Origin of the sequence: Arcobacter ellisii (genome assembly GCF_003544915.1) — a bacterium.
Taxonomy (GTDB): Bacteria; Campylobacterota; Campylobacteria; order Campylobacterales; family Arcobacteraceae; genus Aliarcobacter; species Aliarcobacter ellisii.
Genome location: NZ_CP032097.1, coordinates 1345383 through 1357665 on the forward strand (window position 1 = coordinate 1345383; position 12283 = coordinate 1357665).

17 protein-coding genes are annotated in these 12283 nt (G+C 25.2%); 9 read left to right on the forward strand and 8 right to left on the reverse strand.

The window, feature by feature from the left end:
* Positions 1-30: 30 nt before the first annotated feature.
* Together AELL_RS06915 and AELL_RS06920 are read right to left on the reverse strand one after the other, a co-directional pair.
* Positions 31-294 carry a hypothetical protein gene (locus AELL_RS06915; RefSeq protein ID WP_118886471.1) on the reverse strand — a complete coding sequence of 88 codons (264 nt, stop codon included), beginning with the start codon at positions 292-294 and terminating at the stop codon, positions 31-33.
* Between the two features lie 115 nt (positions 295-409).
* Complete coding sequence (locus tag AELL_RS06920) at positions 410-799, reverse strand: hypothetical protein (protein WP_118917243.1); 390 nt, start codon at positions 797-799, stop codon at positions 410-412.
* A gap of 121 nt (positions 800-920) precedes the next feature.
* Between AELL_RS06920 and AELL_RS06925 the strand changes: the two genes are divergently transcribed.
* From AELL_RS06925 to AELL_RS06945, 5 genes are read left to right on the forward strand one after another with little or no spacing between them, the layout of a single operon-like run.
* Positions 921-1283, forward strand: coding sequence for a YbgC/FadM family acyl-CoA thioesterase (locus AELL_RS06925; RefSeq protein WP_118917244.1), 363 nt, complete (start codon positions 921-923; stop codon positions 1281-1283).
* Between the two features lie 9 nt (positions 1284-1292).
* On the forward strand, positions 1293-1766 hold the full coding sequence (locus tag AELL_RS06930; RefSeq protein WP_118917245.1) for a phospholipase D-like domain-containing protein: 474 nt from the start codon (positions 1293-1295) through the stop codon (positions 1764-1766).
* Between the two features lie 51 nt (positions 1767-1817).
* Positions 1818-3044 carry a M48 family metallopeptidase gene (locus tag AELL_RS06935; protein WP_118917246.1) on the forward strand — a complete coding sequence of 409 codons (1227 nt, stop codon included), beginning with the start codon at positions 1818-1820 and terminating at the stop codon, positions 3042-3044.
* Entirely contained in the window at positions 3045-4502 is a 1458-nt protein-coding gene (locus AELL_RS06940; protein ID WP_118917247.1) for a DNA recombination protein RmuC, read from the forward strand.
* A gap of 3 nt (positions 4503-4505) precedes the next feature.
* Complete coding sequence (locus AELL_RS06945) at positions 4506-5570, forward strand: SO_0444 family Cu/Zn efflux transporter (RefSeq protein WP_118917248.1); 1065 nt, start codon at positions 4506-4508, stop codon at positions 5568-5570.
* Here AELL_RS06945 and AELL_RS06950 read toward each other — a convergent pair.
* Genes AELL_RS06950 through AELL_RS06960 form a run of 3 tightly spaced genes read right to left on the reverse strand, consistent with a single transcriptional unit; the run spans position 5564 to position 7888 of the window.
* Positions 5564-6460 carry a DMT family transporter gene (locus AELL_RS06950; RefSeq protein WP_118917249.1) on the reverse strand — a complete coding sequence of 299 codons (897 nt, stop codon included), beginning with the start codon at positions 6458-6460 and terminating at the stop codon, positions 5564-5566. The two genes, AELL_RS06945 and AELL_RS06950, sit on opposite strands and share 7 nt — an antisense overlap.
* Positions 6460-7680, reverse strand: coding sequence for a molybdopterin molybdotransferase MoeA (locus AELL_RS06955; protein ID WP_118917250.1), 1221 nt, complete (start codon positions 7678-7680; stop codon positions 6460-6462). The genes AELL_RS06950 and AELL_RS06955 overlap by 1 nt, the downstream gene beginning before the upstream one ends.
* 7 nt (positions 7681-7687) lie before the next feature.
* Positions 7688-7888 carry a hypothetical protein gene (locus tag AELL_RS06960; RefSeq protein WP_118917251.1) on the reverse strand — a complete coding sequence of 67 codons (201 nt, stop codon included), beginning with the start codon at positions 7886-7888 and terminating at the stop codon, positions 7688-7690.
* A gap of 180 nt (positions 7889-8068) precedes the next feature.
* Between AELL_RS06960 and AELL_RS06965 the strand changes: the two genes are divergently transcribed.
* On the forward strand, positions 8069-8857 hold the full coding sequence (locus AELL_RS06965) for a PP-loop family protein (RefSeq protein WP_118917252.1): 789 nt from the start codon (positions 8069-8071) through the stop codon (positions 8855-8857).
* Entirely contained in the window at positions 8854-9348 is a 495-nt protein-coding gene (locus tag AELL_RS06970; protein WP_118917253.1) for a 2-thiouracil desulfurase family protein, read from the forward strand. Before AELL_RS06965 ends, AELL_RS06970 begins: the two co-directional genes overlap by 4 nt.
* Positions 9349-9351: 3 nt before the next feature.
* Here AELL_RS06970 and trxC read toward each other — a convergent pair whose 3' ends face one another.
* The 3 genes from trxC to AELL_RS06985 are packed head-to-tail and all read right to left on the reverse strand — an operon-like array spanning position 9352 to position 10509.
* Entirely contained in the window at positions 9352-9783 is a 432-nt protein-coding gene (gene trxC / locus AELL_RS06975; protein WP_118917254.1) for a thioredoxin TrxC, read from the reverse strand.
* A 2-nt stretch (positions 9784-9785) separates the two neighbouring features.
* A complete protein-coding gene (locus AELL_RS06980) occupies positions 9786-10025 on the reverse strand; it encodes a hypothetical protein (protein WP_118917255.1) in 240 nt (79 codons plus the stop codon).
* On the reverse strand, positions 10015-10509 hold the full coding sequence (locus tag AELL_RS06985; protein WP_118917256.1) for a putative metalloprotease CJM1_0395 family protein: 495 nt from the start codon (positions 10507-10509) through the stop codon (positions 10015-10017). The genes AELL_RS06980 and AELL_RS06985 overlap by 11 nt, the downstream gene beginning before the upstream one ends.
* Before the next feature lie 98 nt (positions 10510-10607).
* Between AELL_RS06985 and AELL_RS06990 the strand changes: the two genes are divergently transcribed.
* Positions 10608-11720 carry a diguanylate cyclase domain-containing protein gene (locus AELL_RS06990; RefSeq protein WP_192941218.1) on the forward strand — a complete coding sequence of 371 codons (1113 nt, stop codon included), beginning with the start codon at positions 10608-10610 and terminating at the stop codon, positions 11718-11720.
* On the forward strand, positions 11717-12274 hold the full coding sequence (locus AELL_RS06995; protein WP_118917257.1) for a CDP-alcohol phosphatidyltransferase family protein: 558 nt from the start codon (positions 11717-11719) through the stop codon (positions 12272-12274). The genes AELL_RS06990 and AELL_RS06995 overlap by 4 nt, the downstream gene beginning before the upstream one ends.
* The last annotated feature ends 9 nt before the right edge of the window (positions 12275-12283 follow it).

The window sequence follows — 12283 nt, forward strand, 5'->3', positions numbered from 1 at the left end:
AGTATAAATTTAGGGTTTTAAAAAACTCTTTTATTTTAAATCCTCTTTTAATTTTTGTAAATCTTCTTTAGTTGCAAGTCCCAATTCATCAATTATCTCTTTTAGAGTAGATTTTAGTTCAGCTTTAAATTTTTCATCACTTTCTTTACCTTTTTGTTCTAGTGATTCCAAAAAACTTTTTACATCTTTTGTATCAAGTTTTCCTTTTTCTTCTAGTTTTTTTAGTTCATCTTCTATTTTTTCTTTTAAAACTAACGCTCCACCAAGTCCTGTAAAAATAAGCTCTTTTAACATAGAATATCCTTTTTATTTTATTGTTTTAATATATAACGAAGAAAAGTTTTTTAGTAGTTGTTTTTTGTCTTTTTATAGTTTAATAAAAAATAAGAGTTTAAAGTTGATAGAGATACTATTCGCTAAAACTAGCAAAAGCACCTTCAACACTTGGAATAGTTTTATAATGAGTTTTTGTTAGTCTTACATTACTTGTTTTAAGATCACATATTGCGATTCTAAAACTTGAACCCATAATTGGTTCTACAACACAAATGATTTTATCTTCAATTTGTCTTGTTACGTAAATTGTACCTTGTAAAGCTGGAAAAAAATATTTTGGATAACTTAATGGTGTTATTTCAACTATATCTATATTTTCTTGATTTTCAAGAGTTTGCATAACTTTCATAGCATCTTCATAATTTTCAAATTGAATACACCAATCATCAAATTTTTTATTGAAATGTTGTAAATCTTCATCAAGAAAACCACCTGCTATTGATTGTAAAGCAAAAATAGACACAAAAAACACCTTGAAATATACATAATTTTAAAAACGGATTTTAACATAATAGAATAAAATTAACATCATATTTACTCATAAGAGTGTAAAATCAATTCAAATATTAAATTAAGGTTATTAAGTGCAAATTAGAGTTTATTACGAAGATACAGATTGTGGAGGAGTGGTTTATCACTCTAATTATTTTAATTTTTGTGAAAGAGCAAGAAGTGAACTTTTTTTTAAAAAAGGTTTATCACCACATAACAAAGATGAATTTTTTGTAGTTAGAAGTTCAACGGCTGATTGGATAAAACCTGCTGTATTTGGAGATATTTTAAAGATTAATACAAAACTTGTTGAAAAAAAATCAGCTTCTATCATGATGTATCAAGAGATATTAAGAGATGATGAAGTTTTATTTAAGGCTACTTTTAAATTAGCTTTTTTAAAAAATTTTAAACCTTCAAAAATTCCTTTGGATTTTTTTGAATTATTTAATTAGGAAAAAATTATGTTAAAAATTTTATTTATATCTTTGTTTTTGGTTTTAAATTTATATTCAAGTGAAGTTTTTATTCTTCCAAATGACTCAAAAAAAGCACAAGAACAAATAAGTTCAACTCTTTTGGATGCAAAATTTGAGATTTTTATTGCAATGTACAATTTTTCATATAAAAGTTTTGCAAAGGATTTGATAAAAGCCTCAAAAAATGGTGTAAAAGTAACTGTTTTATTTGATGATAAAAAAACAAAAAAAGATGATGAAGTTTTAGATTTATTAAAAGAGAATGGAATAAAAACAATAATCAATAAAGATAAAAACAAAATGCATTTAAAAGTTGCTTTAATTGATTCTTCTAAAGCCATTATTGGAAGTACAAATTGGACAAAAGAATCATTTGAAGAAAATTATGATTTAATTTATATAACTGATGATAAAAAAGTTATAGATAAGATAGTTGAAATAAAAGAAATATTCAACTAAAAGCATTAAAATTGTATCATATGAATAAAAAAATTTAAAAAGGATTTTTTGGTGTTAGAAATATTTGTTATAGGTTTTTGTGCCTATTTTGCATTTAATATTTATACTTCTTTTATGCAAATTGGTTTTGTAAAAAATGCAAAAACTTTTCAAGCTATTATATTAGATTCAGCAAAATATGAAGAGGCTGCTAATTATTCAATAGAAAAAGAGAAACTTGCTATTGTTTCAACTTTTTATGATTTTGTATTATTTATTTTATGGATTGGTTTTGGATTATCTTATTTGGATTCATTAGTTCAAATTGAATCTTTTTGGTTAAAAGCCGTTGTTTTTGTGGATCTGTTTATAATCATAAACTGGATTTTAACTCTACCATTTGAACTTTATTCAACTTTTAAATTAAATAAAAAATATGGTTTTTCAAATATGACACCAGCACTTTTTATAAAAGATACTATAAAAACTGGAATTTTATTTTTAGTTTTTGGTTCACTTGTAATTGCAGGAATTTCATTTATTATAAATAGTTTCTCTTCTTGGTGGATTTGGGGATTTGTTTTTATTTTTGCTGTAATAATTTTAATAAATATGCTTTATCCAGTGATTCGAGATAAAATGTTTGATAAATTTGAAAAATTAAAAGATAAAGAGTTAGAAGCAAAAATCGAAAATCTTTTAAATGAAGTTGGATTTAAAAGTAGTGGAGTTTTCAGCGTTGATGCAAGTAAAAGAGATAATAGACTAAATGCTTATTTTGGTGGTTTAGGTGCAACTAAAAGAGTAGTTTTATTTGATACTTTAGTTGAAAAATTAACACACAATGAGTTACTTGCTGTTTTAGGACATGAATTAGGACACTTTAAAAATGGTGATATTGTAAAAAATATTGGAATTATGGGTGTTGTTATGTTTATCTTTTTTGCTATTTTTGGAAATTTACCTGATGAACTATTTTTAGGATTATCATTAAACAATGAACCTTATGCGATTATTACTGTGTTTTTGATATTTTCTCCTATTTTATCGTTTTTCTTGATGCCATTAATCTCTATGATTTCAAGACATAATGAATATGCAGCCGATGAATTTGGGTCAAATTTACAATCAAAAGAGGATTTAGTGAATGCTTTATTAAAACTTGCAAATGAAAATAAATCATTTCCTTTATCACATCCTTTATATATTTTCTTTTATTATTCTCATCCACCTTTAGTTGAGAGATTTAAAGAGCTTGGATATGATGTAAAAAGTTTAAAATTTAGCGAGAATAAATAGATGTTAAGTCAAGGAATAATTGAAGTTAATTATCTTACTTTAATAGTTGCAATAATTGCCATAATATCTGGATTATTGATAATATTACAATTCTCAAGACAAAAATATGAAAATCAATTAAAAGTTTTACAAGATGAAGCTTTATTAAAATTAAAAGCATTAAATGAAAAAATTGAGTTAAATCATAGTTATTATGAGGCTCAAATAAGCACTTTGAATAATGCAAATAGAAAACTAGAAGAAGAAAAAAAACTTATTAAAGAGAGTTTTGAAGATAAATTAAAGATTTTAGAAAAACACTCTTCACAAATAAATTCAAATACAGTTGAAACTTATGAATTTAAACTTTCAAGTTTGGCAAAGATGGCAGAAGCAAAAGAGAAACAATTACTTAGAGAATTTGAAATAAAAGAAGAAAATTTTAATGAAAAAATAACTCTTTTAGAAGAGTCAAAAAAACAATTAAAAATAGAGTTTGAAAATCTTGCTAATAAACTTTTTGATGAAAATCAGAAAAAATCAACTCTAAATTTAACACAAGTTTTAACTTCATTTAAAGACCAATTAGACTCTTTTGGAAAAAGAGTTAATGAGATTTACAATGAAGAAACAAAACAAAGAACCACCCTTTTAACAGAGATTAAAAATCTAAAAGATTTGAATAATCAAATCTCAACAGATGCTGTTAATTTAACAAAAGCTTTAAAAGGTCAAAATAAGACTCAAGGTGATTGGGGAGAGATGATTTTATCATCTATTTTAGACCAAACAGGACTTAGAGAAGGGAAAGAATATACTATTCAGGGCTCATTTAATGATAATGATGGAAAACGATTAAGACCCGATGTTATTGTTCATTTACCATCAAAAAAAGATATTGTTATTGATTCAAAAGTATCTTTAAACGCTTATATAAATTATTGTAAAACTGAAAATGAAGAACATAAATTAGCTGCTTCAAAAGAGTTAGTTAAATCTATTATTTCTCATATAAAAGCTCTTAGTTCAAAAAGATATGAAGAGATAGATGGTGTTAGAACACTTGATTTTGTGTTGATGTTTATTCCTGTTGAAGGTGCTTTTATCCTTGCAACTTCAACTGATGATAATCTATTTAAGTTAGCTTTTGAAAATAATATTATGTTAGTTTCTCCATCAACTTTATATGTAACTTTAAGAACAATAGAAAATATTTGGAGAAATGAACATCAAAATGAAAATGCTTTATTGATTTCAAAAAAAGCAGCTGATTTATATGATAAATTTGCCTCTTTTGTAGCTGATATTGAAGATATTGGAGTTAATATAAATAGAACTCAAAAAGCTTATGATAGTGCAATGAATAAACTAACTTTAGGAAATGCAAATCTTATAAAAAGAGCCGAAGAGTTTATAGATTTAGGTGTAAAACCTAAAAAACAGATTTCAAATAAATTGATAAATTCTCAAGAGGAATAGAATATGGATTTAGCCATAACTTTAGCAAATAATTTTTTAGCATTGTTAGATGCAATGGCTATTTATATTTTGATTGGGCTTTTAATAGCTGGATTTTTAAAACAAATAGTTCCTGATGATTTTATAATAAAACATCTAGGAAGTGGAAATATTAGTTCAGTTATAAAAGCTACTGTTTTTGGAATACCACTTCCAGTTTGTTCATGTTCAGTTATTCCTTTAGCTCAAAGTCTTAGAAAAGAGGGTGCTAGTAAAGGTGCTGTTCAAAGTTTTTTGATTTCAAGTCCAATAACTGGAGTTGATTCGATTTTAGCAACTTACTCTTTTTTTGGTTGGTTTTTTACAATTTACAGAGTTGTTTCATCAATGATAATTGCAATACTTACTGGAATAATTCAAAATATTTTTGATAAAGAAGAAAAAAAAGTAGAAGAAGAGGAAACTTCATCTTGTTCTTGCCATTGTTCTTGTAGTTCTCAAAAATCAATTAAAAAACCTTTTTCTATAAAAGAGGTTTTTTCTTATGCTTATGTAACTTTATTTAAAGATATGGTAAAACCACTGTTTATTGGACTTTTATTTGCCACACTTTTTACTACCTTAGCTCCAAAAGAGTACACAAGTTTGCTTTTTGAAAATCAAATACTTACATATTTTGTAATAATTTTATTTTCAATGCCTTTATATATTTGTGCAACTGCATCTTTACCAATTGCAGCAGCATTAATAATAGAAGGAATGAGTCCAGGAGCAGCTTTTATACTTTTAAGTGCTGGACCAGCAACAAGTTTAATAACAATGAGTGTTGTTTATAAAAGTTTAGGAAAAACTTCGTTGATTATATATTTAAGTGTGATTGCTGTTTTATCTTTATTTTTTGGTTATATTTTTGATACATTTTTTTCAAATCTACAAATATTAAATTTTAGTTTAGAAGAAGAAAACAGCTCTTTAATCTCTCAACTTTCAAGTTTTATTATGCTTGCTTTGATGTCATATTATTTAATAAAACCTTGGTTAAAAAGAAAAAAAGAGAGTTCTTGTTGTAGTTCAGGTTCTTGTCATTGATTTTTTTTAAATAATCTAAGTAAATTTAGATTATTTAAAATATAGATGGCAATTATTGTAAATATTGTTCCTATTATTACATTAAAAGTTATCTCTTCCCCTAAAAATATAGCTCCAATAGAAAGTGCACTTGCAGGAACTAAAAAGATATAAGATGAAACCTCTTTTGCACCAAGTTTTGTAGCTCCAATGAAATAAATAGAAGTAGCAAAAGTTGTACTTAAAATAGTAATAACAAACATATTAAACCAGAAAATAAAATCAAAATCTACAATTTTATGGAAAATATTTCCATCTACAAAAAATACAAAAAGCGTAAAACTTGAAACTATATAAGTATAAAAAGTAAAAACAAAAGCATTTATTTTTGTAGCTTTTGAAGTGATAATCGTCAAAATTGACCATAAAAAAGCAGCTAATAAAAAATATATATTATCTTTTGAAAATATCTCATTTAGATTAAAATTCCAAATATTTAGCATATTTAAAACCCCAAAAGCACCAAGAATCAAAGCAAAAGAGTGTTTTAAACTAATAGTTTTTTTATTTAATAAAGCAATTAATATAAAAGTTATTATTGGAATTAAAGTAGTTACTAAAGCCCCACCAAAACTTCCAGTTCCATGTTGAACACCTAAAAACATAACTATACTATAAAGGGTTAAAATCACTGAAGCAATTAAAATAAAGATAAAAGATTTTAAATCAAATTTAAAAGAGAGTTTGAAAAAATAGATTAATGGAAACATAGATATAAAACAAATACCCATTCGAAGAAATACTAATTCATACTCATTTACATAGTTTGTTAAAACTTTGGTGCTAATCCATGAAGCACCCCAAAAAATCATGGCAAAAACCATTAAAATATGAAATAAGTTTTTATTCATTATTTTAATTGGTTTAATAATAATATATCTACCAAATCTCCAGATTTTAAATCTTTACTATCTTCATCTTGAATTAAAAGAGCAGGGCTTTCAAGCATATTTGTTAAAATTGCACTTGTTCCCTCTTTTTTTCCTTCAAAATCAATAACATATTCACCATTTAAATATTTTACATTACAAGCAGTAAATACAGTTTTATCTGTTTTTTTAGGGAAATCTTGAGTTATTTTTGCTTTAATTATTGGTAAAGATTCATTTGAGTTTCTAAATTTATAAATTAGAGGTAAAACATAAAGTATTGCACAAACAGTTGAAGAATAAGCAAATCCAGGAAGAGCCACAATGATTTTTTTATCTTTAAGTGCAATTAAAATATGCATTCCAGGTTTGATTGATACACCATGAAATAAAACTTCAGCTTTTAATTTATCTTTGATTACATCTTGAACAAAATCATAATCTCCAACACTAACTCCACCAGTTGTTACAACAATATCAGCTTTTTGTAAAGCTGTTTCAAATAGATTTGCAATAGAGTCTATGTCATCTTTTACAACACCCATTTGTAAAACTTCTGCACCATTACTTTTAAATAAAACTTCTAAAGTAAGATGATTTGAACTTCTAATTTGAGAATCATTTGTTTGAATTTCACCTAAATCTAAAACTTCACTTCCTGTACTTGCAACCGCAATAATTGGATTAACAACCACTTCAATCATTGAAATATTTAATGATGCTAAAACACCAATTTCTGCAAATCCAATTTTTGTTCCTTTTTTTATTAGAACTTCATCTTTTTTATAATTTTCCCCCATTTCTCTTACAGCAAAAGCAAATGGAACATCTTTTTTTATTTTAATTTTATTCTCAATTACTTCAACATTTTCAATAGGAATTAAAGTATCACTACCTTTTGGCATAAGTGAACCTGTAAAAGTTTTTATACATTTATTTAAACTAACTTCAGATTCAACAACATAACCAGCAGGATTTTTTGCAATTATTTCTAAAAACTCACTTTTTAAATCTTCATATCTAATTGCATAACCATCCATTGCAGAAGTTGGAAATTCTGGGCTATTATGATTTGCTATCACATCTTTTGCTAAAATTTTTCCTAATGCTTGAGTAATAAACAGTTTTTGTGTAGTTTGTTTTGTTAATTGAATATTATTTAATATTTCAATAGATTTTTTGTAACTAATAAAATTTCGCATATTAAATTTATAACTTTTTTAATTGATTATATTTATGTATCATAATTTGTTCAAATAACATTGCTCCAAAGCCCACTGGTAATTCGCTATTAGCTTTTTCAACTGATAAAATAATATTTCTTATTTGTTCTTCAGTCATATTCATAGCCAATGGTAAGATAGTTTCTTTAATTTTTTCTCTAAAAAGTGTCTCTTCTTCTAATGTCATTTTGTATCTTTGTATAATATTTATGAAATTATATATTTTTTATCTAAAACTTGAGTAAAATCTAACCATTTTATGGAAATTAAATTATTTTTTTTGAACAAAAGATGTTCTAAAAATTAGATGTAAAATAGTATTAAACCTTTTTTGATATAATCACAAAAAAATTATAGGAATAATATATTGGTTGAATTAAGTAAAAAAATTTCTACAATTGTAGGTAAAACTAATGCTGAATATGGATTAATTAAAGAGGGTGATAGAATATTAGTTGGATTTTCTGGTGGAAAAGATTCTTTAACGCTAATTCATGCCTTAAATAGAATAAAAAAAATAGCTCCATACAATTTTGAATTTAAAGCTGTAACTGTAACTTATGGTATGGGCGAACAAGTTGAGTTTTTAAGTAATCATTGCAAAGAACATGGAATTGAACACGAAATAATTGATACTCAAATTTTTGAATTAGCTGGTGAAAAAATCAGAAAAAATTCATCTTTTTGTTCATTTTTTTCAAGAATGAGAAGAGGGTATTTATACTCAACAGCACAAGAACAAGGATATAACAAAGTAGCTCTTGGGCATCATTTAGATGATGCAATGGAATCATTTTTTATGAATTTCTTTTATAACGGAACAATGCGTTCTATGCCTCCAATTTATAAAGCAGAAAATGGTTTAGAAGTTATAAGACCACTTATTTTTTGTAGAGAGAGACAATTACGTGCATTTGCAAATACAAATGAAATCAATGTAATTGGTGATGAAGCTTGTCCAGGTCTTAGATTTGATGTAAAAATGCCACATGCAAGAGCAACAACAAAAGAGTTATTAGCAAAACTTGAAGAAGAAAATCCTAAAATTTTCGTTTCAATGAAAGCTGCTTTTAGCAATATTCAACTATCAACATTCTTTTATAAAGATATAAAAGAATTAACAGATGAAGTAACGGAAGAAGATAATATTATATGAAAATATTAGTATCTTCTTGTTTATTGGGAGAAGATGTTAGATATGATGGAAACAATTCATCTATCGCATTTGATCCAAAATTTCCATTCTCACTAAAAGAATTATTTATGGATATTTTATGTGAAAATGAAATCTATTCATTTTGCCCAGAAGTTGCAGGAGGTTTGCCAATTCCTCGAATCTCAGCTGAAATAGTAAAAAATGATAAACCTTTTATAGTAAAAAATCAAGAAGGGCTTGATGTAACAATAAATTTTTTATTAGGTGCAAAAAAAGCTTTAGATATTTGTAAAGAAGAGAATATAAAGGTTGCTCTTTTAAAATCAAAATCTCCATCTTGTGGAAATAAAGAGATTTATGATGGTACTTTTTCTTCTAATTTGATTAATGGTCAAGGTTTAACAGCAAAATTACTTGAAGAAAATGGAATAAAAGTATTTAATGAAAATGAATTAAAAGAGTTAAATAAGTTTATAAAAACTAATAAATAGTTTTTATAAACTCTCATTTACTAAATTTGAAAGTCTTAATGGGTCTAATGCACCTGAAACTCTCTTTTTCTCTATTCCATTTTTATAAACAATAAGTGTGGGAATAGACATAATTGAAAATTTTCTTGATAAAGTTTGTTCTACTTCTGTATTAACTTTAACAAACAAAGCTTTTAAAGGGTATTTTTGTGCTACTTGTGTAAAAATTGGAGCAAACATTTTACAAGGTCCACACCAAGGTGCCCAAAAATCTACAATTACTGGAATTTCTGAATTTACAATAATATGATCAAAATTTATTTCATTTAACTCAATTGGTGTTGTATCAAGTAATGATTTTTTACAACTACCACAATTTGCTTTAGAATAACTATCTTTTACGGGAATTGCATTTATTTTTAAACAGTGAGGACATACTACATTTACTTTTGACATTTTTAAGCCTTTATATTTAGTAACATATCAGAAGTTGCATTTTGTGTTTCAATACTTTTTGCATTAGCTGAATATGAAATAACTTCAGGTATTTGATTTACAATAGAATCTATTAAATCTGCACTAACTTCTTGAAATTGGGGATCAGCAACTGTATTTGCAACTCTTGCGATATTTGTAGCCATTTCATTGATTTGTAATTCAGAAGCTACCATTGAATTAAGATTATTATCAATTCTCATAATTAAATCCTTGTTTTAAACTTTCTAATAACATTTTATTCAAATTTGCTGTTTGAGCTATACTTGAATCAGCTCCACTCATAGAACTAACAGAACTAGATGCATCTTTTAATTGTTCAAGTTTAATTTTAGCACTTTGTGGATCATTTGGAATAGATGTATCAAATCTAACGCTTCCACCCATTGCATATAATTTTCCATCAGGACCAATTTGATAATTATAATTTATTGCACTTGTTGTCGCTGCACTTGAAGCATGCGTTTGCTCATGAGTTCTTATTTCACTATCTTTATTTTTAAATTTATTCAAAACTCGTTGATAATCATTTTCATCATATTTTTCAGCGCCTAATACAACTGTATCAGTTTTTTCAAAAGTAGATTTTTCTAACTCTTTTTTATCAATTTTTGCTAATTGTCCTTTTTTTATAGACAATTCTTGATAAATTGATGATAAGTTTTGATAATTATCAGTTAGTTCCATACTTTACCCATTTTTAGTTTCATTTTAACAAAAAAAATTGTAATTGTAAATAAACTATTTTTACTTTTTTTAAATAAATCTTTCGATAAAATAATTTAATGATATATAATTTTCTAAAATCAACTACTTTAAAATTATTAATGCTTGTATGTACTGTTTTAGGTACATTAATAGTTTCTGCACTATTATTTTATAGTCAAATTGAACAGTTAAAAAAACAGATTGACAATATATATTTTGGAAATTTAATTCCTATCATAAAACTTCAAATTATTTCTGATAATTTTCAAGAAATCACCGCTTGTAGAAAGATAAAATATAATTGTGAATTTAAAAAAGAACAAGAAATCATACTTCAAGAATGGGATTATTACTATAAAGCTTATAAAAATGAAGATGAGAAAATAGTTGTTGATACAATCAATAATGAAATTCTTCAATCCTTTAAAGACAACAAATATAATCTTTTTATTAATATTTTAAAAAGAGTTGATTTTCTAATAAAATATGAAACACAACAAGCTTTTAAACAAAGAAAAGCTTTTTTAGATGATTATGAGCAAATGAAAAATTATCTTTTTTATAATATTGTTTTAATTTTATTTTTATCTTTTGTGATTATTGCTTATATTATCTATCAAGTTATAAAAAAAGATAGACAATTAACTGTATTAAATAAAAAGTATAAAATCGATTCTATTACTGATTCTATGACAAAACTTTATAATAGAAAATATTTTGATACAATTTTTGATAATATGCCATTTATTTCAAATGCCAATAATTGGAAATGTGCTTTTATTATGGTTGATATAGACTATTTCAAACAATATAATGATACATATGGACACGATTTAGGAGATGTTACACTTAAAAAAGTTGCAACAAGTTTAAAAGAGTATTTTAATAAAAAATATGAATTCGTTTTTAGATTAGGTGGAGAAGAATTTGGTGTAATTTTGTTTGATACAGATATAAATACCTTAGAAAATTGTCTAAAAGATATGAATAGAAGAATTGTCGAATTACAAATTGAGCATAAAAATAGTAAAATACTTGACGTTGTTTCAATTTCAATGGGAGCTATAATATATGAACCAAATTCATATATCTCAGCTAACAAACTTTATAAATTTGCAGATGAATGTTTATATAAGTCAAAAGAAAATGGAAGAAATCAATATCATATTTATAACAAAGGAAATGAATGAGTTTTTTGTTTAATAAGTACAATCATTTTAATTTAGCAAATATTGTTACTTTTTTTAATATTGCATCAGGATTATTTGCAATATATTTTTTGACACATCATCAATTTTTTGCAGCTGCACTTTTTGCTTGGCTTGCAGGTGGATTTGATATAGTTGATGGAAAAATCGCTAGAAAATACAATCTTTCAACACAATTTGGTATTCAATTAGATTCTTTTGCAGATTTTTTATCATTTGTAATTGTTCCTACTATGTTTATTTATTTTGCAGTAATTGATACAAAAGAACCTTTTTTAAGTGTTCCTTTAATTATCTTTGCATTTGTATATTACGTAATTTCTGGACTTAGAAGATTAATTCAATTTAATATAAATGCAGATGAAGGTAAGGTTGAAAAATATTTCACAGGTGTTCCAACTCCACTTGGTGCTATTTTATTATGGATAGTTTATTTAATTTTTTTAACAGGATTTATTTCAGAAACTTTTGTACTTTTTATGATGATAATTATTGGTTATCTATTAAATTCAAAAGTTAAAATTCCTCATTTATAAGTTATATTT